The organism is Nostoc sp. JL34 (assembly GCF_017114945.1).
GTDB lineage: Bacteria > Cyanobacteriota > Cyanobacteriia > Cyanobacteriales > Nostocaceae > Nostoc.
The window spans coordinates 83,012-105,758 of the sequence record NZ_JABXKQ010000144.1; the positions used below are offsets into that span (position 1 = coordinate 83,012).

Annotated in this window: 22 protein-coding genes; 13 read left to right on the top strand and 9 right to left on the bottom strand. The window is 41.3% G+C overall.

Features of this window, described 5'->3' with window-relative positions; genetic code table 11:
• The first annotated feature begins 240 nt into the window (after window positions 1-240).
• On the top strand, window positions 241-1,062 hold the full coding sequence (locus tag HWQ44_RS26520; protein WP_292724865.1) for an IS982 family transposase: 822 nt from the start codon (window positions 241-243) through the stop codon (window positions 1,060-1,062).
• 64 nt (window positions 1,063-1,126) lie between these two features.
• On the opposite strand, the gene HWQ44_RS26525 is transcribed toward HWQ44_RS26520, so the two are convergent.
• The gene (locus HWQ44_RS26525; RefSeq protein ID WP_292724867.1) at window positions 1,127-2,008 is read right to left on the bottom strand and encodes a shikimate dehydrogenase; all 882 of its coding nucleotides are present in this window, start codon (window positions 2,006-2,008) and stop codon (window positions 1,127-1,129) included.
• A gap of 94 nt (window positions 2,009-2,102) precedes the next feature.
• Between HWQ44_RS26525 and HWQ44_RS26530 the strand changes: the two genes are divergently transcribed.
• Window positions 2,103-3,035, top strand: a complete 933-nt coding sequence (locus tag HWQ44_RS26530; protein ID WP_292724868.1) for an alpha/beta fold hydrolase — start codon at window positions 2,103-2,105, stop codon at window positions 3,033-3,035.
• 60 nt (window positions 3,036-3,095) lie between these two features.
• Here the strand turns inward: HWQ44_RS26530 and HWQ44_RS26535 are convergent, their stop codons facing one another.
• Complete coding sequence (locus HWQ44_RS26535) at window positions 3,096-3,815, bottom strand: hypothetical protein (protein ID WP_292724869.1); 720 nt, start codon at window positions 3,813-3,815, stop codon at window positions 3,096-3,098.
• A 705-nt stretch (window positions 3,816-4,520) separates the two neighbouring features.
• Window positions 4,521-5,477 (bottom strand): aldo/keto reductase, encoded by a 957-nt coding sequence (locus HWQ44_RS26540; protein WP_292724871.1) that lies wholly within the window; start codon window positions 5,475-5,477, stop codon window positions 4,521-4,523.
• A gap of 79 nt (window positions 5,478-5,556) precedes the next feature.
• On the opposite strand from HWQ44_RS26540, the gene HWQ44_RS26545 reads away from it, so the two are divergent.
• Both HWQ44_RS26545 and HWQ44_RS26550 read left to right on the top strand, forming a co-directional pair.
• Window positions 5,557-6,156, top strand: coding sequence for a DUF1802 family protein (locus HWQ44_RS26545; RefSeq protein ID WP_292724873.1), 600 nt, complete (start codon window positions 5,557-5,559; stop codon window positions 6,154-6,156).
• 515 nt (window positions 6,157-6,671) lie between these two features.
• Entirely contained in the window at window positions 6,672-6,935 is a 264-nt protein-coding gene (locus tag HWQ44_RS26550; protein ID WP_292724875.1) for a hypothetical protein, read from the top strand.
• Between the two features lie 40 nt (window positions 6,936-6,975).
• Here HWQ44_RS26550 and ggt read toward each other — a convergent pair whose 3' ends face one another.
• Together ggt and HWQ44_RS26560 are read right to left on the bottom strand one after the other, a co-directional pair.
• Window positions 6,976-8,745 (bottom strand): gamma-glutamyltransferase, encoded by a 1,770-nt coding sequence (gene ggt / locus HWQ44_RS26555; protein ID WP_292724877.1) that lies wholly within the window; start codon window positions 8,743-8,745, stop codon window positions 6,976-6,978.
• 471 nt (window positions 8,746-9,216) lie between these two features.
• On the bottom strand, window positions 9,217-10,179 hold the full coding sequence (locus tag HWQ44_RS26560) for a hypothetical protein (RefSeq protein WP_292724879.1): 963 nt from the start codon (window positions 10,177-10,179) through the stop codon (window positions 9,217-9,219).
• Window positions 10,180-10,335: 156 nt separating this feature from the next.
• Between HWQ44_RS26560 and HWQ44_RS26565 the strand changes: the two genes are divergently transcribed.
• Genes HWQ44_RS26565 through HWQ44_RS26575 form a run of 3 tightly spaced genes read left to right on the top strand, consistent with a single transcriptional unit; the run spans window position 10,336 to window position 13,987 of the window.
• On the top strand, window positions 10,336-11,796 hold the full coding sequence (locus tag HWQ44_RS26565; protein WP_292724880.1) for an ATP-binding protein: 1,461 nt from the start codon (window positions 10,336-10,338) through the stop codon (window positions 11,794-11,796).
• Complete coding sequence (locus tag HWQ44_RS26570; RefSeq protein ID WP_292724882.1) at window positions 11,789-13,114, top strand: sigma-54 dependent transcriptional regulator; 1,326 nt, start codon at window positions 11,789-11,791, stop codon at window positions 13,112-13,114. Before HWQ44_RS26565 ends, HWQ44_RS26570 begins: the two co-directional genes overlap by 8 nt.
• 54 nt (window positions 13,115-13,168) lie before the next feature.
• Window positions 13,169-13,987, top strand: coding sequence for a hypothetical protein (locus HWQ44_RS26575; RefSeq protein WP_292724884.1), 819 nt, complete (start codon window positions 13,169-13,171; stop codon window positions 13,985-13,987).
• A gap of 221 nt (window positions 13,988-14,208) precedes the next feature.
• Here the strand turns inward: HWQ44_RS26575 and HWQ44_RS26580 are convergent, their stop codons facing one another.
• The 4 genes from HWQ44_RS26580 to HWQ44_RS26595 form a co-directional block, all read right to left on the bottom strand.
• Complete coding sequence (locus HWQ44_RS26580; RefSeq protein ID WP_292724886.1) at window positions 14,209-15,393, bottom strand: anion transporter; 1,185 nt, start codon at window positions 15,391-15,393, stop codon at window positions 14,209-14,211.
• Between the two features lie 195 nt (window positions 15,394-15,588).
• The gene (locus tag HWQ44_RS26585; protein WP_292724887.1) at window positions 15,589-16,866 is read right to left on the bottom strand and encodes an MFS transporter; all 1,278 of its coding nucleotides are present in this window, start codon (window positions 16,864-16,866) and stop codon (window positions 15,589-15,591) included.
• A gap of 424 nt (window positions 16,867-17,290) precedes the next feature.
• Window positions 17,291-17,746, bottom strand: coding sequence for a pentapeptide repeat-containing protein (locus HWQ44_RS26590; RefSeq protein WP_292724889.1), 456 nt, complete (start codon window positions 17,744-17,746; stop codon window positions 17,291-17,293).
• Window positions 17,747-18,235: 489 nt separating this feature from the next.
• Window positions 18,236-19,099, bottom strand: a complete 864-nt coding sequence (locus HWQ44_RS26595) for an alpha/beta hydrolase (RefSeq protein WP_292724891.1) — start codon at window positions 19,097-19,099, stop codon at window positions 18,236-18,238.
• Between the two features lie 206 nt (window positions 19,100-19,305).
• Between HWQ44_RS26595 and HWQ44_RS26600 the strand changes: the two genes are divergently transcribed.
• The 6 genes from HWQ44_RS26600 to HWQ44_RS26620 form a co-directional block, all read left to right on the top strand.
• Entirely contained in the window at window positions 19,306-20,124 is an 819-nt protein-coding gene (locus HWQ44_RS26600; RefSeq protein WP_292724892.1) for a DUF1206 domain-containing protein, read from the top strand.
• 33 nt (window positions 20,125-20,157) lie between these two features.
• A complete protein-coding gene (locus tag HWQ44_RS26605; protein WP_292724894.1) occupies window positions 20,158-21,303 on the top strand; it encodes a family 10 glycosylhydrolase in 1,146 nt (381 codons plus the stop codon).
• A gap of 12 nt (window positions 21,304-21,315) precedes the next feature.
• Window positions 21,316-21,744 (top strand): DUF2358 domain-containing protein, encoded by a 429-nt coding sequence (locus tag HWQ44_RS26610; protein ID WP_292724896.1) that lies wholly within the window; start codon window positions 21,316-21,318, stop codon window positions 21,742-21,744.
• Window positions 21,745-21,759: 15 nt separating this feature from the next.
• Entirely contained in the window at window positions 21,760-21,999 is a 240-nt protein-coding gene (locus HWQ44_RS26615) for a transcriptional regulator (protein ID WP_292724897.1), read from the top strand.
• 6 nt (window positions 22,000-22,005) lie between these two features.
• Window positions 22,006-22,230: an IS630 transposase-related protein gene (locus HWQ44_RS33670; protein WP_366931403.1), complete on the top strand. Its 225-nt coding sequence runs from the start codon at window positions 22,006-22,008 to the stop codon at window positions 22,228-22,230.
• A gap of 252 nt (window positions 22,231-22,482) precedes the next feature.
• A partial coding sequence (locus HWQ44_RS26620) for a transposase (protein ID WP_292724903.1) occupies window positions 22,483-22,747 on the top strand: 265 nt, incomplete at its 3' end.

Below are 22,747 nucleotides of genomic sequence, written 5' to 3' on the forward strand. Positions count from 1 at the left end.
TGGGCAAAACTCAATAAAGGAAATTGGTAAAAAGCTAAAAAATAATTCACGCCTAATGTGAATTAAAAAAAAAGGCGGGAGAAGTAAGAAGATAAAAGTTACCAGCTTTTCAACTCAGACTTCCCCCATGACTAGCATAGACTTTGGAACACTATTAACGACAATCTTTGTAGTGGTAGATGATTGGTATCAAAAGCAAGTAAAAAATACAACACTCCTAAAGCCAGGGTGAAAGCAAGTATGAGCGATAGTGAAATCATGACACTGTTGCTAGTTATGGATTATCTGCCATTTCCAGGAGAAACGCAGTTTCTGGGTTTTATCCGTGGGAATTACAAAGAATGGTTTCCCAATTTACTTGACCAAAGTCAATTTAATCGTCGGTTACGCAAATTGGATGGAATGTTAGAGAAGTTACGCCGCAGTTGGGTGGAGCAATTGGTTGGGGAAAGTGAAAAATATTTCCTTCTCGACACTAAACCCTTACCAATACTGGGACTCAAACGTGACAAGCGATATAGCGATTTTGCGGGCAATGCTACCCCTGGTTGGTGTGCTGCCAGAGAAATGCGTTATTTCGGCTACAAGCTGGTTATGCTGTCAACCTGGAATGGAATTCCTATTGCTTATGATATCGTGCCTGCTAATACAGATGAGAGAATTGCTGCCGAGAGTGTTTTAGAAATGGTTAGTTGTAGTGATATTTACGCAGACAAAGGATTTATCTCTGCTGATTGGCAGGCTGCGATCGCTCATCGCACAGGTAATCGCATCTGGACACTAAAGCGCGATAACCAGCATCTTCAACATTCTCATAGCTTGAAGCGCTTTATTAGTCGTGTTCGCCAGCGTGTAGAAGGTGTTTTTCACGAAATTCAAAACACTGGTCGTAATCCCGATAGCGCAGCGGTAGCCGGTACTCCGGCGTCACGCTTACTCAACAAAACTATTGATGGCTTTTGTGTACACATTGCTGCCAAAATTGCATCTCACACATTACGTTTATTGCTCCGTCGCCGTTTTGGTATTGATGTTCTCACTTTCCAGTCCCAACCTATTTAATTCACATTAGACGTAATTCGTAATTTATCATGATACTGGCTGTCACATTCAAGTATTAAAACCCTCATTTTCCCAAACCCAGGTGATTTTGTAACGCTTGGCGCATTACTTCTACAGGTACTATTTCCTGCTGCAACCAGATTTTTAATGCTGCTACCCCTTGTTGGACTAGCATTTCTAATCCATCGATTACAATTGCGCCTTGTTTTTCAGCCTGCTGGAGAAATTGCGTTGGTTTAGGAATATATATTAAATCGTAAGCGATCGCACCCGTTGGTAAATTTACGATTTCTTCTACACTCAAAGGCGATTCATCGACTTTGGGATACATACCTATGGGGGTTGTATTTACCAGTAGATTTGCTTGGGGAATGAGCTTTGGTAATTCCTCCCATTGATGAACCTGGAATTTATCAGCTAGGGATGAATTGCTCCAACTATTGCGGAATTCTTGTAATCTCTGCATATTGCGCCCAACAACATGAATTTGGGCAAAACCTAACTGAGTACAACCTGCTACAACTGCTCTGGCTGCACCACCATTGCCTAAAATTACCGCTACTTTCGGACTCCAATCTTGTTTATATGTTGTCTGCAAAGGGGCGATAAATCCTTCTACATCTGTATTTGTGCCTACCCATTTGTGATTTTGGCGGCTAACAGTATTCACGGCTCCGATAGTTTGAGCCAGTGGCGTAATTTCTGAGAGTAAAGGGATGATTGCTTGTTTGTGAGGTATTGTCACACTAAAGCCGACAACCCCAACAGCAGCAAAACCTGCGATCGCCACCTCTAAATTCTGTGGTTCAATCGGAAAAGGTAGATAGATGTAATCTAATTCTAATTGTGCGATCACTGCATTATGCATCACTGGCGACAGTGAATGCTCCACCGGATGTCCAATGACTCCTAGTAGTTTAGTTTTACCTGTAATTTCATTTGTCATTTGTCATTTGTCATAGCTCATCCCCCTTGTCTCCAGTCACCACTCCCCCACCTAGCCTACAATTATGAAAAGCTCCTTAACATTTCTTTAAATCATGCAGGCAACTACAGCCTCCCCTACAACTCCAATTCCTGGCAAATATTGGCAGTGGCGCGGGCATAATGTTTACTACGTGCGTGCGGGAGAGAAACAAACGCAACGTCCGCCCTTGCTTTTGGTACATGGATTTGGTGCTTCCACAGACCACTGGCGCAAGAATATCACAGGATTGTGTCAAGATTTTGAAATATTTGCGATCGATCTTTTGGGATTCGGGCGATCGGCGAAACCAAAATTGCAGTATAGTGGCGACTTGTGGCGCGACCAACTCCATGATTTTATCAGCGAAGTCATTGGTCAAAAAGCAGTATTAGCCGGTAATTCCCTTGGTGGTTATGCTTGCTTGTGTGTTGCAGCCCAACGTCCTAACAGTGCAGCTGGTTTAGTTTTGCTCAATAGTGCCGGGCCTTTTAGCGAAAGCCAGACGACATCGGAACCGGAAGCTTTGCAAAGCGAAATTCAGCCACCCAAACAACCCTCTTCTTTAGAGAAACTCCTGGGTGACTCAGTTAAGTGGATTTTTCAACAACCTTTAGCTCAGTTTGTGTTATTTCAATACGTGCGACAACGTTGGGTAATTCGCCAAACTTTAGAAAAGGTATATCTTGATAAAAGTGCAGTTACAGACCAATTGGTAGAAGAAATTTATCGTCCTGCTTTTGATTCGGGTGCATTGGATGTATTTGTTTCAGTTTTTAGCAGTCCTCAAGGGGAAAAAGTTGATGTACTACTAAAGCAATTAACTTGTTCTCTGTTAATGTTATGGGGAGAGGCTGACCCTTGGATGAATGCTAGAGAACGTTCTCTAAAGTTTCGTCAATATTGTCCTGAATTGACAGAACATTTCTTAACAGCAGGTCATTGTCCCCATGATGAAGTACCCGATGGAGTAAATAAACTTTTACGCGATTGGGTTTTGTCTAAGTAATTGAGCATGAATAATTAAAGGTTTGTAGTAAGCGGCTGAAGCCACTTACTACAGATAAGCTTATTTAAAAACGTAGGATTTAATTTCTTGCTCTATTTGGTCACTAATAATTTCAGTTCCCATACCGATTTTATCGAGGTTAACTCTCACAAAATTTGTTCTGTCTTCTTTTGTAAACTTTTTATCATTATCCGAGTCTTTAAGAATTTTTAGAAAAATTGTATTTTGACCTGGAACAACAACCCAACTGATGATTCTAGTATTATTTGGGGTAATTTGCTGGAGGTTCTTACCTGATAAATCAGAAACATAGCCAATAGTAGCATCTTCGCTGTTAAATTTTTTATCTGTATTTGTATCTTGGTCAATGATTTTATATAACCAAACTCTTGTCGTTGGCTTATCTGCCGCTTTTACCTCCAATAAATCGAAGGAGGTGATAATGGCTTTTTTATTTAATAAAAGATGAGCTTCACTACCTTGCTTTTGATAAAAGATGATATTATACAATTGATTATTTCTTTCATTTTCATAAGAACGTGAAAGATTTAAATCAACTCCTTTATCTTCATGCTGCTCTGCAAGACTAACAGGAATCATCAGATAATCTGATTGTTCTTTAATAATTAAATCACCATAGATAAGATTTGGTTGTGGCTTCGGTTTCTCAGTTGCTTTTGCCTGTTCTGCATTTCTACTAACAGAAGACTTACAGGAAAAAGAAAGGGCAGCTACAATCATAGCTGTAGTAATCTTATTTAAAAAGCGATAATTTTTCATCAAATTCTCCCAGCAGGATATCTTGCTGTCCTATTTTATTCCCTGCTGGAAAATTAGCTAGAGTCCAATACGCTTCAATACAGTTCAGTTAAGCCTAAAAATTATACTGATGTAGGTTGGGTTGAGGAACGTAGACCCAAAGGGGCTTCCCGTACGTAAACCAACATTATCGAGACTTTGTTGGGTTGATCTGTCGCTCAACTTAACAAAGCCCCACCGATAATCCCTGCTGTATCGAGAAAATCATATTACAATAAAATACCAAAAACCTGGTCGAGGTTGACCAGGTTTTATCGAGTTTACAGGCTTCAAATTTTAAACTAATTAACTAGCTGAAAGTTAATAACTAGGGTGGACTGAAAAACTAACAAACTCAGCACTCTTGTGTTTTTCCGCTTTAGGATTTGGCTTTGCCTTCTACATTAGGCTTTTTGCCACTTCTATCACATTTGATATGCTGAAATTTGCTTGGGCTGATGACAAGGGGACACTAAGTCATTGACCCTTTTTGTTTGGTTTTATTTTATTTGGTGTCCTACTATCTAAATTATCACTTAATTTGTGAGTTGCAACTCTTGGTTTACGAAAGTTGACGTTTTGTGAGATTTTGCAATCTAGAGTCAGAAATTTGATCCCCAACCCTCTTTTGAAGAAAGTTATAGGGATCTTGGATAGATTAAGCATAGTAACCAAACTGCATTGTCATCAATCCCACATAATCTGATTATCATCCAGATGGTCAGTGACAATCCGGCCAATGGCATCAATTTCTGCCAATTCGGCTGTAGAAAGCTTGATTTGGGCGGCTAATGCGTTGTCTCGTGCTTGTTCGGGATAACGCCCTCCAGCGATCGCATTTGTTTGAGGTTGAGCAATTAACCAGGCTAAAGCTAACTGAGCAAGGGTACAATTATGTAGAAGGGCTATAGGACGCAGTTTTTCTAGCGCTTGTTGGGCACGTTCAAAGTTTTCGCCTTGAAACAGTTTATTTTTAGCACGGTTATCTGTTGGGTCAAATTTATGACCGAGAGCAAATCTTCCTGTTAACAACCCCTGCGCTAAAGGCGAATAAGCAAGGATAGAAATATTGTTTTCGATACAATAGGGCAATGCATCTTGTTCTACCTGTCTCCAGAATAAAGAATAGGGTGGTTGTAAACTATCAATACGTCCATAACTTGCTGCTTCTGCTAACTGGACACCAGAAAAATTGGAAACACCGATCGCTCGAATTTTACCTTGCTCTTTGAGCAGGTTAAGAGCTTTCATAGTTTCTTCGATAGGTACTATTTCACTATTGAAAGCACCGGAGGGCCAATGTATTTGGTAAAGATCGATGTAATCAGTTTTCAGGTTAGTTAAGGAGCGATCGCAAGCTTCAATCACTTGTTCATACTTGAGATGGTTAGCGAAAACTTTCGTGGCATATTCCACATGATCGCGTACATCAGATAAAGCTTCAGCGACAATTTGCTCCGAATGTCCTTCACCATATACTTCAGCAGTGTCAATTGTCGTAATCCCAGCTTCATAAGCGGCTCGAATGGTTTTAATCGAGTCAGCATCCTCAATTCCCACCCACATTCTTTTACCAGCTTGCCAAGTTCCCATGAGGATGGGTGTGATTTTGACTTCACTTGTACCTAGGATTCGCTTTTCCATAACTGCTTCCTAATTCATTACCTTGGACAGGTTCATACTTTATCAGTCTTAGCTTCAAATTAAATCAGATTTACAGTAGATGCCGATGGAATTGACTACAACTTTTCATGCTCTCAAAGAATGGGCAGTTGCCATAAATGCCTTGGAAAGTGGCAAAACAATTATGTTGCTCCGCAAAGGCGGTATCCATGAACGAAATGGACATTTCCAAGTTGCCCACAAGCAAATTCTGCTTTACCCTACTTATGAACATCAACAAGCTTTCATGCTGAAAGCTGAATATGCCAATAGTGTCTATCCAGTAACATCAGGCTGGCATCCTGAAACAGTTCGCATTGGCAGTTGGGCTGAAATTACAGATATTTTGCCCTGTAGTGACGAGTCTATTGTCAACAGTTTACTTCCCTTCCATATTTGGAACGAGCATTTTATTAGCGATCGCCTCAAATGGAAAGCACGTCAGCCCCTTTATATTCTCCTTCTGCGGACATATAAACTACCGCAAGAGCAAGAAATTCCCTATTACGCTAAATACGCTGGCTGCAAGTCATGGATTGATTTAGATCGAGCAATTCACTTGCAAACAGCACAACCAGTTTTATCTAACTTTGCATACACCCAACTAGTAGAGACAATTCGCCAAATTGTCAGCGATAAGTTGTATGCTCCATCCTTCTAATAACCCAACTTGTTGCCCAAATCCTCGACTTCTTTAAAAAGTCGGGGATTTAAATTTAGCTTGTAGATAAATACGAAATTGTTTCTCGTTATCAAACGGATGATTATAAACAACCAACATCAAAATAGATTTGATATTGTTTGCTCATAGTGTTTAATCAACGGAACTTTATAACTAACTTCTAGAATCTCCGCTTATATATGTAAGCAGAAAAACAAATAGTCCGATTGCGAACCTCAGCCAAAATAGTAGTTATTGTTACACACGATCGCAAAAAACGCGGATAACATGAGAAAAATCTCACCCGATAAACAAGGTGAGGTAAAGCTGTTTATCTCTATGTCCTATTAACAGCTGTCTTCCAGGCTATGAGTTGTTAAGCAATTATCTTGCAGTGGATAGAACTTAATTACATTTTGTCTAAAGTATTAGGCAAAAAATTATCCCCAAGGGTGATAATTAGCTTGACAAAAGCCTGCTATTATGCATTATTAGCTGAAACAAAGGAGTTTGCAATGCATCGACAAATGTGCTGGTTATCTAAGTCTGGTGGCGACGGAGAGAAAATTTTGTATTTGCAGTCAGAACCCAATCAACCCTGGCGTCCCTACACAGCTTTTGGACATTTTGCAGTCCCAGATTATCAAATACCAGGTGGTTCTAAAGGTTGGGCAACTTATCAAAAACTTTTGAAAGCAGGTTGGACACTAGTACCTAGCGCACGGGCAAACGAGTTTGGTGGCAGCAGCTACGCAGAGTCAACAATCCAAAATCAATAGTTATTTGTCATTGATTATTCTTAGCGTTCCTGCGTCTCCCTCACAAACCTCTGGGGGAACCTTCACCGCGAGGATCGGCAGCTCCTTCTAAAGTTCCATCAGATGTAATAGCGATCGCGTTACCATTACCCCAAGGCGCAGTTTCCTTAATTTTGTGTCCCCGACGGCGTAAGTCTTGTACAGTTAGAGCATCCAAGCCCCAGGATTCAACGCGCAACTCATCTGGAAGCCATTGATGATGTATGCGTGGAACAGAAACAGCCGCACCAACATCCATGTTGTATTCCAGCACATTCAGGATCACTTGTAAAACCTGGGTGATGATGGTGCTACCACCAGGCGCACCTGCTGCCATCCGAAAATGACCATTTTCTGTGACTATTGTGGGAGTCATACTGGATAGAGGAGTTTTACGGGGCGCAATGCTGTTGGCATCATTACCAACTAAACCAAAGGCATTAGGCACTCCTGGCGCAGCTGCAAAATCATCCATCTCATTGTTGAGGATAATTCCAGTTCCCGGTGTCACCACACCAGCACCAAAACTGAGATTAATCGTGAAAGTCAGACTCACGGCGTTGCGTTCTTCATCCACAACAGTGAGATGACTGGTTTCAGGAGATTCATGCTGAGGACAAGGGGATGAGGGAAGACGCAGACATTTTGAATTCAAATCTACTGGCTTGACTTCGGTGGAGGGTCGAGCCATTTGCATATTGATTTCTTGACGGCGTTTTTTAGCGTAAGCTGGACTGAGCAGTTCTTGTACAGGGACTTTGACAAAATCAGGATCGCCTAAATATTTTGAGCGATCGCTATAAGCAATCTTCATTGCTTCTACCATTAAATGTATCGCGTCTGGATGATGCCATCCTAAAGATTTTAAATCGGTGTCACCAATAATATTTAAAATCTGCAATAGGTGAACGCCTCCTGATGATGGTGGTGGCATTGAGCAAATTTTAGCTTTGCGAAAATTTCCACAAACGGGAGTGCGCCAGATTGGTTTGTAGGCTTTGAGGTCTTCTAGAGTAATTAAACCACCATTTTTTACCATATCAGAAGCGATCGCATTGGCAATACTTCCGGTGTAAAAACTTTGGGGATTTTGGGCAATTGCTGCTAAAGTACGTGCCAAATCACGCTGCACTAGCTTTTCCCCTGGTTTATAAAATTCGCCGTTGTGAGTGAAAATTTCCCGCACTGCTGGATTGTTGAGAAGTGCTTGCTTGCTGGACTGGTTTGTTTGCAGAGAACGCCAAGTCGCCACATCGCCAATAACAAAGCCATCTTTAGCGAGTGCGATCGCAGGTTTCATCACCTCTTGCCAAGAAAGTTTACCATAGCGATGATGCACTTCATAAAGTCCCGCGACTGTTCCTGGTGTCGCCACTGCCAAATAACCATTAATACTTGCATTTGGACGCACCTTTCCTTCTGCGTCAAGATACATATTTCTTGTCGCTTTCAGGGGTGCGCGTTCGCGGAAATCTAACGCTTTGATGTCGCCAGTTTTCTCAGAGTGCATCAGCAAAAATCCACCGCCACCAATTCCCGCCGAAAAAGGCTCAACTACAGAAATTGCAAAGGTTGTGGCTACGGCTGCATCCACTGCATTACCACCTTTGCGTAACATCAAAATTCCCGCCTCACTCGCTAGGGGATGGGCTGAAACCACCATTCCTTTTTTGCTGTGGAGGGGTAAAGTTAAGGCGGCTGAGGCGACTTGGCTGTAAAGTAAGAAGCTGAAAGAAAAGATTGCGTAGGCGTAGCCCACCGCAACTCTCTTAGGTTTGACAACAGTAAGCATTCTTATACCATTTTGTTTAATATTTTTTAGCCTACCGTTAAGGTGTACATTTAATACACATTTTTAGAAAAAGGAATAGCTGAAATCAAGGAAAATGAAGACAGCAAAGGATATATTAACAGAGGTTGGAGTTATTCACTATGTAATTAATTAGTCTCTTTCTGAAAGCAGCTAATCAAACTATCTAGCAAAATGAATTCAGGAGGTAGAAGGCAGAAATAACCCACGCTTAAAAATATGGGATTGAAGCAAGGATGCTTTGGTTCTGGCGCTGCACGTCTCAATACAATTATTTTTTTTAGTAGGTTTTATACCCAGAACTAAAGTTTTGATTCATACTTATTTCCTCCTGCCTTCTGCTTTCTATTAATACTGTTTCACTTTAATAATGATACAAATACGTTGGTAGGGGTGTACATTTGTACGCCCCTATAGCCAATTCATCTGTTGTAAAGATTTTTGTCAATGGTATTACGGGCTGGTGATGGCTTTTGGTTGCAAAGATACAGATTGTCCATTAACTGATAATGCCGTAGCTTCTAAAATCTGTCCGTAACGATTGCGAGTGCCAAATCCTTTGGCTTGAATTGTGTTTCCGATGTTCGCCATACTGGCTAGCTGTTCGCCTACATGGGGCGGGAATTTGACAATTGTGCCATTAGAGATAATAACGCCGTTAATTTCTCCTCGATGTCCCACCAACCAATTCTGAGCAGTTCCTTCCGCAGATAAGGTACTGTAGTTGCTCAAGTTGGGGGGTTGGGGTGCGGTTGTGGGAGGTTGTTCGACTAAAGTCTGTCCAGTTTGAGAATTGGTGATTTTTTTGGCTCTCACTTCCTGTCCGAAGCGAGTGGAAAAGCCAGAATCCCCAAAAATGCTCACTTTCGTGTCTGGGGTAATCATCCCCACTAAACTGTCCCCCATCTGGGGAGGAAATTTCACCTGTAACCCGTTATTGAGTAATAGTCCATCCACCTTACCTTCAGGGTTGAGAAGATACTGTTTTACCTCTCCAGTGAAAGTGGTTCCGGCTGTGGGGGGTAATGCTGGTGGGGGTGCAGGGGGAATCTCTAGACGATTAGCATTGGGTAAATTGGCGCTTGGGAGATTAACTTCTAGCGATCGCCCACTTGGTGTAGCATTACTAGCAAAAGTATTGTATGTCCAAAAACCGAAAAGTGCGATCGCTGCGCCGATGCCGCCACTAGTTAAAATTAACTTTAACCTGCGTTGGCGATCGCGCTCTCGGATTTGCTTGGCTTGAATCTGTTGTATAGCTTGTTGAATCACGTCTGGCGGAATTTGTACTTCCGCTCCAGCTTGCATAATCTCTTCTAAAGAATAATCCTGATTTTCTTGGGCATACAACTGAGCCGCCAAGGCAAAAACATCGGGAGCAATTTCTTGCGGAATACGAACTTTGGAGTTATTCATCTGTTTTAACTGAATTTAATCGCTAACTATAACTGTAAGAGTGCAAAACTCGTGCCATAGATACAAGACACTCACTAGTCAGTAAGGCAGCATGAAAAATGAGCAACTGGAATTTGGCATAGTTTTTGCACTTCTAGAAGTTCTAACTTTTATTCCATGCAACCTATTGTGTTACCTCAACGTTGGACACTGCGGCGACAGCTAACAATCCTCAGCATCCTTTTTTTAGGTTTAAGTGGAGCTGCTTTGTGGTTAGTGGTACAACTATTTCAAAGTCTGGAAGGTGCTGTTGTTGCCAGAAATCAGAGAGAATTAGCTTTTGCCAACACCAGACTAATTAAGCTGTTTTGGGAATCAAATCCTGGGCAAGCACCAAAGCCAAGTGAGCAGTCAAGCAAACCGTTGGCGGAACTTTCAAACGATGCGCTAACTGCTTTTCCAAGGGTAGAAGGGGGATTTTATCTACTTCAACAAGACCAGCTTTTAGGCTATGCCTATCCTACCCACGGAGGCCCTGTCCCCAAAAAAGATATTCCTCCTGCTGAACGAGACACAATTTTGCAATTGACTCGGAGAGCCACAAGCCAAGGTTTACCCCAAGAATTAGTACTGCATCCCGGTCTTGATATCTTGGTACTGCGTGCCGATCCCCTACCTCTGTGGGGAGCCGTGTGGACGATGAAACGTATGCCTCATCTAGAAGATAGCAATCAAAACGTTTTAAGTGTTTTCGTAGTTTTAGGAATTTTAGTCGTGGGAGTTTGGACTTTTTATATTGCCTTACAACTTCAGTGGGGAGTGCAGCGACTCCAGCAAAGTATTAAAGCAATGGAAGAGGATAAAGCTTCGCTAATTCCTCCGCTACCCGCAGAAATGGGACTGTTGGGAACTGCAATTAATAGTATGCAATACCGCCGCCAAGAGTTAGAGCAGCGCTTGCACCGAGTTGAGCGCTTGGCTTCTCTGGGACAACTGGTAGCAGGGGTAGCTCATGAAGTCCGCAATCCCCTAGCTAGTATGCGCCTCAACTTGCAATATACAGAACGGCAATTAAAAAAGCAGGGAATTACAACTTTATCGATCGCTAGCTTACTAGAACAAGTAGACCGTTTAGAGATGCTGGTGCGACGGCTATTGTATTTTGACCAAAATCAGCAGGAAGAAATGGTAATTACTTCCCTAGAAGCGATCGCTTTTGAATCAGTTTCTCTATTACGTCTCAAAGCCGAAGAACAGGGAGTAACGCTTTTTTATCGCTCTGCTGCTGAACCCTTGCCCCAAGTACCACTACGCCACCGAGAGTTAGGACAGGTGATGGTTAACTTAATCTTAAATGCTATCCAAGCCAGTCCACCGGAAAGTGAAGTTGAGGTTGGTGTAAGTCAAGAGCAAGACTACTTAGTGACTTGGGTAAAAGATACTGGCGCAGGTTTAGCACCAGAAGAACGCGATCGCATTTTCGATCCTTTTTATTCCACAAAACCTCAAGGAACAGGTTTAGGTTTAGCAATTAGCCACGAGATTGTCACCCGACACGGAGGGCATATTGATTTCAAATCTCAACCGGGTTGCACCGTTTTTAGCGTTTACTTACCGAAGAATCACAACGATGGCTAAGATTTTGATTATTGATGATGAAAAAGCTTTGCGTCAAGCAATGGCGCAGATTTTAAAAGATGAAGGCCACGACGTAGTAGAGGCGGGAGACGGAGAACAAGGACTGAAGATAATTCAACAAGATACCACATCTCGTCCTGACTTGGTATTTCTAGATTTGAAAATGCCCAAAACTCAGGGTAGTGCTGTTTTAAAAGCTTTAGGTAGTAAGACTCTATTTGAACTGCCAGTCATTGTGATGACAGCTTATGGTACAAGTCGTACAGCCATTGAAGCTATGCAATTGGGAGCCTATGATTACTTAACTAAACCCTTCGATCTCGAAGATTTAGTCAACTTGGCGCAAAAAGCTTTAGCTCATTCTCAAGCATCAGCCGAGCAAATTGGTGAAGCAAATATCCAAACTCTCGGACAGCCAGAAGAACTGTTGGGGCGATCGCCTAAAATGGCAGAAGTTTTTAAACTCATTGGTAGACTTGCCCAAGGAAACACCACAGTTTTGATTGTCGGCGAATCAGGTACGGGCAAAGAGTTAGTCGCCTCCACACTACATAATGCTAGCCCTCGCAGTCGCGGCCCTTTGGTAAAAGTTAACTGTGCAGCCCTTCCAGAACATTTATTAGAAGCAGAATTATTTGGTCATGAAAAAGGAGCCTTCACTGGAGCGAATCACTTGCGAATTGGTCGTTTTGAACAAGCCAATGGCGGTACAATTTTTCTGGATGAAGTCGGAGAATTGAGCCAGATAATTCAAGGGAAATTGTTGCGAGTATTACAAGATAAATCCTTCGAGCGTTTGGGTAGTAACCAAACCAAAACTGTAGATGTCCGCATTTTAGCTGCTACCAATCGGAATTTAGAGCAATTAGTTCGCCTCAATCAGTTTCGAGAAGACCTATACTATCGCTTTAATGTAGTCCGAATTGAATTACCACCTTTGCGCGATCGCCCCGAAGATTTAGAACAACTTACCCAACATTTTCTAAGTTCTATTGCCCTAAGAAACGGAATTAAAAATTTAGCAATCACCTCAACCGCCCTAGAAAAACTGAAAGATTACGCTTGGCCAGGAAATGTGCGAGAACTGCAAAATACTTTAGAGAGAGCAGCAGTTTTTTCTGGAGGAAGAACCATTCTTCCAGAGCATCTCATTTTTAATCAAGAACATCAGATGAATCTGAACTTAGAACAAGCGATCGCTCAGTTAGAAATAAACTTTATCCGCCATGCTTTAGCACTTTATCCCCAACAACCCCACAAAGCATTAGGAATTTCAGTCGAAAGCTTTGAACAAAAAAAGAAACAATGGAATTTATAGCACTTAACGATTTTTCCTACTCTCTGTGTCCTCTGCGCCTCTGCGGTTCGTATCATGAATTCCTTAAACTCAGCATCTACACTAGAAACACACCTAGAAACTCAAACCGTTATTTACCCAACCTTACAGTACTTAGTTCGCTTCTTACCGTGGGATGGAAAACGAGTATTCGATCATCTTCGAGAAGAATGTAAACACAATCCATTTATAGTAGAAAATTCTGATTTCCATAACAGCGAAGTACTTTTAGACGATATTAAACCTAATTGGTACAATCCCATCGCCCAGGAATTAAGCCTAAGTGAGCATCTTCTCGGACAAATATCAGCTTTATCAATCCCATCAAGACAACGTAAAACCTTAACCTATCTAACTCAGTGGTTATTAAACTCCGGTTATTTAGAAGAAACTCCAGAAGTTTGGGCAGATGGTAGTATCTGGAGTGCAAAAGAATTAGAAGCTGTTGTGCCTATTCTCCAAAGTTTAGATCCACCTGGAATTGGTACACGCTCCCTACAAGAATGTCTATTAATACAACTCAAAAACCAGCCTGAAAGCCTAGCTTTTCTACTAGTTAAAAATTATTTAGAAGAAATAGCAAATTGTATTGGTAATACTTCAGAGTCAAAGCAAAATTGTCAAGTACTATTGCAAAAAGTTGAGCCTTTTAGCCTGAACGTTGAGCCTTTGAACCTGAACGTTGCGCCTTTGAGCCTCGAAGTTGCGGCTTTGAACCTGAACGTTGAGCCTTTTAGCCTGAACGTTGAGCCTTTTAGCCTGAACGTTGAGCCTTTGAACCTGAACATTGCGCCTTTGAGCCTCGAAGTTGCACCTTTGAGCTTGAACCTTGCGGCTTTGAGCCTGAAATTTTAAGTTTGATTGTTGACGAATGACTAATGACTAAGGCAATACGCTTGGGTTAAGGAAAGAGACGCGATAAATCGCCGTCTCTACAATAATCAGTCCTTTGTGGAGACGGCGATTTATCGCGTCTTTGCAATTAGCGGCGTGTTATCAAAAAACCTTATCCGAACCGTATTGGAAGGAGAGAGTTTTTTCGCCGGTTTTTTGAGTATTTTTTTATTTGGAAGTCCCTAAATCCAAAAATAAGCCAGGATGAGAGTCACGACAGTTAACGGTAGACCAAAACGCAGATGTTCCCAGAATGACAATTGATAACCAAGTTTTGCAACAGCCTCAGCAACAATTAAATTAGCAACTGAACCTAACAAAGTTAGATTACCTGCTAAGGTAGATCCTGCTGCTAATAGTAACCAGGTTTTGGTGTCTGGATGGGGAATTAAATGTTGTAGTAACAATACTGCTGGAACATTAGAAACTAAATTTGAAAGCAGAGCAGTAATTCCTAATATGTTCAGGGGATTATAAACTAAACCGCTAAATAAATTCAATATTCCTAATTTTTCTACTCCAGCGGTAACAACAAATAGCCCAGAAAACATCACCAGTAAATCCCAATCCACTTTATTTAAAACTCGTTGCGGTTTGATTCGCCTAGTAATGAACAGTAAACCAGCAGCTACGAGTGTTGCTTGGGCTGGAGGTATCCCAATTAAAAATGCAATTAATAGTCCTCCTGTTATCAATAGGCTTTTAGTAAGCAACGGTTTAAATATGCGGTAACGCACGGGGGTTACACTCGGACAAGATTTAGTAGAACGAACATCAGGATAAAGCCACCACAATAACCCAATTTGGATTAACAAACTTACTAATGCGATGGGAGTCAATGCTTTCGCAAAATCGAGATAGCTGATACCAGAGAAGGAACCAATCAAAATATTTTGCGGATTACCACTTAAGGTAGCTACTGAACCCAGATTAGTTGCTCCCGCCAAGGCAAGTAAGTAAGGAATCGGATTCAGGTTCAAAGTTTGGGTTAAACCGAGAACCAAAGGAGTCAAAATTAGAGCGATGGTATCGTTTAGAAAAAAAGCGGAGAGAATTCCACTGCCGAAAGTTAAAACAATTAGCAAACCCAAAGGGCTACGAGTAAAGTGTGTAACTGTATCAAGGGTTAGCTGGAAAAAACCAGCGTAAGCTAAGTTTGTGCTGATTACCATCATGCCAAACAGGAAAATCAGCGTTTTATAGTCTATCGCTTGCCATGCTTCTTTGAGGTCTAATACCCCGAATGCCATCAGCAAAGATGCACCAACTAAAGCAATACTGGCTCGGTTCATCCGCAAACCAGGGAGATATCCTAAACCCAAACCGATATAAGTCAGCCCAATGATGATGTATCTGAAAACAATCATGATTTCGCTAGATGCTTTTGATTAAGTAGTCATTGGTTATTGGTCATTAGTCATTGGTCATTGGATTTTAGTGCATACCTCGCCTCTTGTGGGTGGAAAAACTTTGTCTTTCATGGGACTAATTCAAGCCATGTTAAAGAGAGGACGTGTTTATTTTGGACTAATGACTAATAACTAATGACTAATGACTAATAATTAATGACTCCCCGAAGCGGTTTGAGGTGATGCCTTTCTATTAACTCCTGTTTTTGTTTCAGGTACACAGAACCAAAAAACTGCTAAAGCCACAACTGCGATCGCTGCTAAAATCAAAAAACCAACATTGTAACCAGCACTTTTAACTACAAACCCAGCCAACACGTTGCTCAAACCCGCACCAACACCAATAGCAGTGTTGAGCATCCCTTGGGTAACATTAAAGCGTCCCGTGCCTTTAGTCAAATCAGCTACCATCAACACCGAAAGCACACCAAAAATCCCACCTGCAATACCATCCAGAATTTGCACAGAAACGAGAAAATAGGGATTGTCCGAAAGTGTATACAGCACTCCTCGAATCGGTAAGACGGCAAAGCCAAGCAAAAATATGGGTTTTCGGGCTGTATGTGCGAAACGCCCAGCCAAGTTAGATACTGGAATCATGACTAACTGAGCCACAATAATACAAGCAGACATATAAACTGTGTCACTTGTCCCTTTACCCTGTGCCAATTCTTGACCAACTAGCGGTAACATAGCAGCATTGGCAAAGTGAAACAGAACTACTGCGATAGTAAAGAATAAGATTTTGCGATCGCTTAATAATTGCAATATGCCTTCATAGGGCTGCTGAGGTTTTTCATTATCCTCCTCTTGGCCTTCTTCGCCCTCTTCACCATCTCCACGCGCTAATTCGTGGTCAATCTCTCTTTCACGAATCATTCTCACTGAAATAATACTGCCCACAGCCATAGCTGCAACCAGGAAAAATATTGCCTTGCGTGCAATAAAGTAACCTACTAAACCAGCGAGAGTTGCAGCTAGCAGATTACCTGTGTGGTTAAATGTTTCATTACGACCTACCCGCCTATCTAATCTCTCATGTCCTACGAGTCCCAGAGTAATAGCAGTAATCGCAGGTGGGAAAATTGCAGCAGCAATCCCAATCATAATCTGAGAACCGATGACAACAGGCAAATTTGGGAACAACCCCATAGCAATACAGCCGATAGAAACAAACACAGCCGCCAGTACAATCAACATCCGTTTTTGACGTAGCCTGTCAACCAATGCACCAGCCGGTGTTTGAGCAATAACTGTGGCAATTGCCGAAGCTGACATCGCCATGCCAATCTGGGCTGGGTTCCAATTTGCTGAAGCTTTCAGGTAAATGCTCAAATATGGCCCAACACCATCGCGCACATCTGCGAGAAACACATTCAAGTAATAAAGTGATCGCAAACTCTTATTACTCGGTTTTCGCTGTTTTTGCATAAGTCTTTAGTGATATTTTGTCAGCTATGGAGGGGTCAAAATACTCTTATGCAAAAATCGTGCCAAATCAATTGCATCCGGCTGCATCTTGTGAAAAAACCCTCTTTATGCTATAGACAACTTACGCAAGTAATAGCCGAAACCCTGATTTTCAGTTAGGGGCAGTAAAGTCCTTTAATGGGAAATAGTAAAGATTTTTAGATTTTGATTGCACTTTTTTGTGTGGATATCAGTGCGATCGCAAAAAGAAACCCCCTCTGCTTTTGCCATAGTAAAGTGATTACAACGCAGAGGGGTTTCATTTATTTTTATATTTTTGTGGAGGCCGGTTTTAAGGATAATTCTGGCAACAAACTAGTTTACTTGATTTAAAACCCGCCAAAACCTATGTTGTATTGATGTGGACTTGTGTACTCAGTTGGGCCTATTTCCAATCGGGAATTTCGGCATCTTCTCCACCAATCCCGATTCCAGTGTTAAATACTTGTGCATCAGTAAGATTAAGATCGTTCATTGATGCTTGATACACATTAGAATCGTGAATCGTAGCGCGAGTAAAATTTACTCCGTTGAGATTAACTTGCTTCAAATTCACATTGGTTACATAAGCAGATGTTAGGTTAGCACCTGCCAAGTTTGCACCAGTTAAGTCAGCACCTTCGAGGTTAGCTCCTACAAGGTTGGCTCCTTGGAGCTTCGAGCCTCTCAAGTCAGCACCAATTAAATGAGCGCCACTGAGGTTAGCTCCTGATAGTTCGCACTTAACACATTCCCCAGTTGAAAGCAGCTTTTGTAAATCCTGTGGATTCTCGGCTCTAACCGAGCTAGCGAAAAATAGGGGTGTTGCTAAGGCCATGGCCGCTAATAGCTGGAGTTTCATAATTTTCCCCCTTAATATATCGAGTTGCGTCCGTTCTGTCCCTCACACTTCTATTATCTCACTAAACTTCGTAAGGTCAATCTATCTTATGACAATCTATCTTCTGACAGGTTAGTTGTGATCTGAAACAGAGATATTAAGTGATGTCGCAAATGCCATTAATTCGGATTTTTGGCGCTCTTACCCAATAATTCCTCAAAAACTGCCAGTGTTAAATCACTATTAAATCTTTTAAAAGTAAAAGCTAACGCTACTCGCTATAGCTGGTTTGATAAGTATTTATACTTTATGAATTGATTAAGTAGTCATTAGTCATTGCTGTATACCCCATCCCTTGCGATGCCCTGAATTTGCTTTTACGGTGGGTGAAAAAACTTTGTCTTTCATCGGATTAATTCAAACCACGTTCCAGAGTGGGCGTGGTTTCTCTTGGACTAATGACTAATAATTAATGACTAATGACTCCGTTCTGCGGTTTGATGTTTTAGCTTAAGTCCTCAGAAATTCTCGCATATACTGATTAACCAATTCCGGCTGTTCTTGCTGCACCCAATGGCCACAATTAGGAATGTACTTGATTTGAAAATCCCTGACATAGGCTGCGGTGCCGTAGGTTAGTTCTTTGCCAAGTGCAGTGTCATTTTCTCCCCAAATCATCAGTGTTGGCACTTCCAGAACGCCCCAATTTGGATTTAACATTCTCTGCTGAAAAATATTGCGGTAATAGTTCAACATTGCTGTCAGGGCCCCGCGTTTTGCAGCAGCATCTTTGTACGCGTCAATATCGGCTTGTGTGAAAGCACTCTTGTTAATTGCTGTACCTTTAAAAATTGTTTCAATCGCTTGGTAGTCTGAAGATTGTAAGAATAATTCTGGCATCCAGGGGAGTTGAAAGAGGAAGATATAGTAACTACGCTGTAACTGTTGGGGAGTGCGTAAGCCTTGAGCAAATTTGGCAGGATGAGGCAGATTAAGGATAATTAATCGCTCTACCATTTCGGGATGAGTGTATGCAAAAGCCCAAGCGATCGCACCACCCCAATCATGTCCAACTAATACACACTGTTGGTATCCTAATCCCTTAATTACTCCTTCAACATCTTTGATAAATTCATCCATTACATAAGCTAGTTGCTCATTTGGTTTATCACTGTCGTTGTAGCCCCGTAAGTCAATGGCAACTACTTTCAAATCTTGGGCAAATTCTGGTATTTGATGCCGCCAAGAATACCAAAATTCAGGAAAACCATGCAACATCAGCATTAAGGGGCCTTCACCTTGGGTGACGTAGTGTAGCTTCACCCCATTAGTAGTTATATATTCGTGTTTACAAGAAGTTTCTATTAGAGACATAATTAATCCCAATTCAGCATTATAAAACACTAAATAATAATACTTTACTTAATAAGTGTAATATGATTTTTAGGAACCTCACATCTATTAAAAGACATTACTACAATAGTGATTTATTACAAAATAATTAGACAATTTGCCCTGAGATAGATGTGAATCGTGGGTAAATTTTGGTAAAAGGTAGATATAATTATTCTCCAACTACCATGACACAACAGTTGACAAACCATGCTTCATTGTGGGTTGAGCGACTGGGACGATTTGGCTATGTTTCCAAGGGAGTAGTTTACGGTATAGTTGGACTACTGGCAGCACAGGCGGCTTTTGGCAGGGGTGGTAAAACAACTGATACCCAAGGCGCTCTCCAAACAATTGTCAACCAGCCATTTGGAAAATTTTTGCTGGCTTTAGTTGCAATCGGCTTGATTGGATACGTAATCTGGCGTTTTGTACAGGCAATTAAAGACCCAGAAAATAAAGGTAACGATGCCAAAGGTTTGGCAGTGCGAATTGGTTACGCAGTTAATGGCTTGATCTATGCAAGTTTAGCCTTAAGTGCTGTGCAAATCGTTATGGGTACAGGTAGCAGTAAAAATAGTAGTGATTCTACTGAAGATTGGACAGCACGTTTGCTTTCTCAACCCTTTGGTCAATGGTTAGTTGGAACTTTGGGGGCGTTTGTAATTGCTCTAGGCTTCTATCAGTTTTATAAAGCTTTTAGTGGAAAATTTCGTAAAGAACTCAATTTAACTGAGTTAAGTAACATAGAAGCCCGATGGATAATGAGAATTTCCAGATTTGGTTTAGCGGCACGGGGTATAGTATTTTGTATTATCGGTTGGTTTTTAATTGAAGCAGCAAGACAGTCAAACGCCGCCACCGCAGAAGGTTTGGATGAAGTATTACAGACGTTAGCGCAACAGCCTAACGGAGCATGGCTTTTGGGTATTGTGGCACTAGGTTTAGTTGCCTATGGAATTTACACAATAATACAAGCACGGTATCGTCGGGTAGTCAATGTTTAGATGGTGTAGTACCGAGAATTTCAATTTATAGAAATGGCAGTAATAGAAACCCGTGGTATCTGGCTGACCACTACTGATAGTAAAGTTCTCAGGTCAAAGAAACGCATTGCTGAGGCGATGGATTTCTTGGCCGAGACAGGATTTAATGTGGTGTTTCCCGTTGTTTGGAACAAAGCAGTAACTTTGTATCCCAGTCAAACAATGCGGCAGACTTTTGGAGTCGAAATTGACCCGATGTTTGTAGACCGCAACCCTTTAGAAGAAGTGGTGACTGAAGCGCGGCGAGTTGGGTTGAAAGTTATTCCTTGGTTTGAATACGGTTTTGCCAGTTCCTACAATTTAAATGGTGGTGTACTTTTACAGAAAAAACCGGAATGGGCTGCGCGTGATTGTAACGGCAACTTACTGAAGAAAAACGGCTTTGAGTGGTTAAATGCCCTCGATACCCAAGTGCAGGAATTTTTATTGAACTTGGTGCTGGAAGTTGCGAATAATTACGATGTGGATGGTATCCAAGGTGACGATCGCTTGCCAGCGTTCCCCTGTGAAGGTGGCTATGATGAGGGAACTGTCACCCGCTATCGCCAGGAATTCGATCGCAATCCACCACAGAACCCCAAGGATAGGCGATGGTTACAGTGGCGTGCAGATATTCTGACTGAGTTTTTGGCGCGTCTCTACCGGGAGGTAAAAGGAGTGAATCCTAATTTGCTAGTAGCGATCGCACCTAATATCTATGATTGGGCATTCCAGGAATATCTGCAAGATTCACCCGCATGGCTAAAGCGAGGAATAGTTGATATGATTCAGCCGCAGATTTATCGCCGTGACTTTAGGAGTTACGCTGCGATCGCTGATAAACTAGTAAACCAGCAGTTTACAGATGTGACGCTGCCCAAGTTAGCGCCGGGAATATTGATGAAGCTTGGCAGTTATTCTATTAGTCCAGAATATCTGGTGCAGGCAATTGAATACAATCGCCAACTTGGCATTCAAGGAGAGGTATTATTTTTTTACGAAGGTTTGCGCGAAAATAACAATACCCTAGCTAAAGTTTTACGAAATGGGCCTTATGCTAAGTCTGCATCATTTCCCACTCTGTCAGATTTGAGTGCGGGTGGTGTGATTAACAAGAGTACATCTTCAATTTGGCAACAGTTGTTCAAAAAGATTTTTTAAGGAAAAATGGGCGTGGAATCTCAATTATCGGTGGGACAGATAATTAAAACTTTAAAAGAAGATTTACCAACACTTTTTGAAAAAGATATTTTATATCACATTTATACACAGGATATCTATTTTAAAGACCCGGTAAATACATTTAAATACAAATTTAACTATCGAATTATATTTTGGACATTGCGATTTCATGCTCGGCTATTTTTTACCCAAATTTACTTTGATGTACATGAAGTATCTCAGTCAGCCGAAGATACGATTTTAGCAAAGTGGACGGTGCGGGGGGTGTTGCGCGTCCCCTGGAAAGCAGGTTTGCTTTTTAATGGCTATTCAACTTATAAACTCAACCAAGATAATTTGATATACGAGCATATCGACACATGGGATCGAAAGCCAGGGGAAATTTTACGGCAGTTTTGGCAAAGGGGAGGAGAGAGCTAATTAGCTATTGGAAAAATGACCCTTACTTTTAACTCAGATATTTACAGCCAATTGCTGTCTCAACATCAACCTCGGATTATTAAGACAGAAGAGGAAAACGAAAAGTTTTTAGAAACTGTTGAAAAACTGCTTTCTCGTTCTAATCTGACTCCTGAAGAAGATGATTTGTTGGAATTATTGGTAAAACTGATTGAGGATTTTGAAGATACAGCACTTGCGTCTATTATGAGGTACACTAGATTAAAATATAAATAGTTTTAAATGAAGTCTTACTCTGTCGATCTTCGAGAAAAAATAGTTGCAGCACATCTTGAGAAAAACATCTCAATCAGGAAAGTGGCTAACATCTTTTCCGTCTCAAAGAGTTTAGTACAAAAGCTTGTAAAACAACAAAGACTTGAAGGAAATTTACAATCCAAGCCGCGAGGAAAGCCACAATTTAGTCATTTAACAAATGCTGACATAGAGCCCGTGAGAATTAGTTGAATCATATCCAGATGCAACATTGATAGAGTTGTGTGAATTATTTGCAGACAAGACTGGCAATTGGGTAGGTCAAAGTGCAATGTGTCGTGCGTTACAGAAATTAGGATTAAATCGGAAAAAAAAACGAAGCGGAGTACCCAAGCAGGGACAGAAAGAGTCCTGAATTTAAGATTAGATTATTGGGAAAAGGTCAAACATATAGAGCCAGAAAATTTAGTATTTCTGGATGAAACTGGTGTCCTACTTGGGTTAATGAGGACTCATGCCCGTTCACAAATGGGAACAAGAGCTTACTCTCTTAACCCTTTTTATAGAGGCTCAAAAGTTACAGTAATTGGAGCAATTAGTATTAAAAAAGTAGTTGCATTAATGACAATGAATGGTTCAATGGATGGCATTGCATTTGAATTATTTATTGAGAAATTTTTAGTGCCACATTTATGGTCAGGAGCAGTGGTAGTAATGGATAATTTATCCGCACATAAACTAGATTCAATTGTGCCAATGATTGAAGCTG

Bases quoted from the DNA above. Each gene is read 5' to 3' on its own strand.
- HWQ44_RS26540 (WP_292724871.1), bottom strand. From the start codon at position 5,477: ATGGAAAAGCGAATCCTAGGTACAAGTGAAGTCAAAATCACACCCATC.
- HWQ44_RS26580 (WP_292724886.1), bottom strand. From the start codon at position 15,393: ATGATTGTTTTCAGATACATCATCATTGGGCTGACTTATATCGGTTTG.
- HWQ44_RS26530 (WP_292724868.1), top strand. From the start codon at position 2,103: ATGCAGGCAACTACAGCCTCCCCTACAACTCCAATTCCTGGCAAATAT.
- HWQ44_RS26545 (WP_292724873.1), top strand. From the start codon at position 5,557: ATGCCGATGGAATTGACTACAACTTTTCATGCTCTCAAAGAATGGGCA.
- HWQ44_RS26605 (WP_292724894.1), top strand. From the start codon at position 20,158: ATGGCAGTAATAGAAACCCGTGGTATCTGGCTGACCACTACTGATAGT.
- HWQ44_RS26525 (WP_292724867.1), bottom strand. From the start codon at position 2,008: ATGACAAATGAAATTACAGGTAAAACTAAACTACTAGGAGTCATTGGA.
- HWQ44_RS26520 (WP_292724865.1), top strand. From the start codon at position 241: ATGAGCGATAGTGAAATCATGACACTGTTGCTAGTTATGGATTATCTG.
- HWQ44_RS26560 (WP_292724879.1), bottom strand. From the start codon at position 10,179: ATGAATAACTCCAAAGTTCGTATTCCGCAAGAAATTGCTCCCGATGTT.
- HWQ44_RS26615 (WP_292724897.1), top strand. From the start codon at position 21,760: ATGACCCTTACTTTTAACTCAGATATTTACAGCCAATTGCTGTCTCAA.
- HWQ44_RS26585 (WP_292724887.1), bottom strand. From the start codon at position 16,866: ATGCAAAAACAGCGAAAACCGAGTAATAAGAGTTTGCGATCACTTTAT.
- HWQ44_RS26535 (WP_292724869.1), bottom strand. From the start codon at position 3,815: ATGAAAAATTATCGCTTTTTAAATAAGATTACTACAGCTATGATTGTA.
- HWQ44_RS26575 (WP_292724884.1), top strand. From the start codon at position 13,169: ATGAATTCCTTAAACTCAGCATCTACACTAGAAACACACCTAGAAACT.
- HWQ44_RS26595 (WP_292724891.1), bottom strand. From the start codon at position 19,099: ATGTCTCTAATAGAAACTTCTTGTAAACACGAATATATAACTACTAAT.
- HWQ44_RS26590 (WP_292724889.1), bottom strand. From the start codon at position 17,746: ATGAAACTCCAGCTATTAGCGGCCATGGCCTTAGCAACACCCCTATTT.
- HWQ44_RS33670 (WP_366931403.1), top strand. From the start codon at position 22,006: ATGAAGTCTTACTCTGTCGATCTTCGAGAAAAAATAGTTGCAGCACAT.
- ggt (WP_292724877.1), bottom strand. From the start codon at position 8,745: ATGCTTACTGTTGTCAAACCTAAGAGAGTTGCGGTGGGCTACGCCTAC.
- HWQ44_RS26565 (WP_292724880.1), top strand. From the start codon at position 10,336: ATGCAACCTATTGTGTTACCTCAACGTTGGACACTGCGGCGACAGCTA.
- HWQ44_RS26570 (WP_292724882.1), top strand. From the start codon at position 11,789: ATGGCTAAGATTTTGATTATTGATGATGAAAAAGCTTTGCGTCAAGCA.
- HWQ44_RS26600 (WP_292724892.1), top strand. From the start codon at position 19,306: ATGACACAACAGTTGACAAACCATGCTTCATTGTGGGTTGAGCGACTG.
- HWQ44_RS26550 (WP_292724875.1), top strand. From the start codon at position 6,672: ATGCATCGACAAATGTGCTGGTTATCTAAGTCTGGTGGCGACGGAGAG.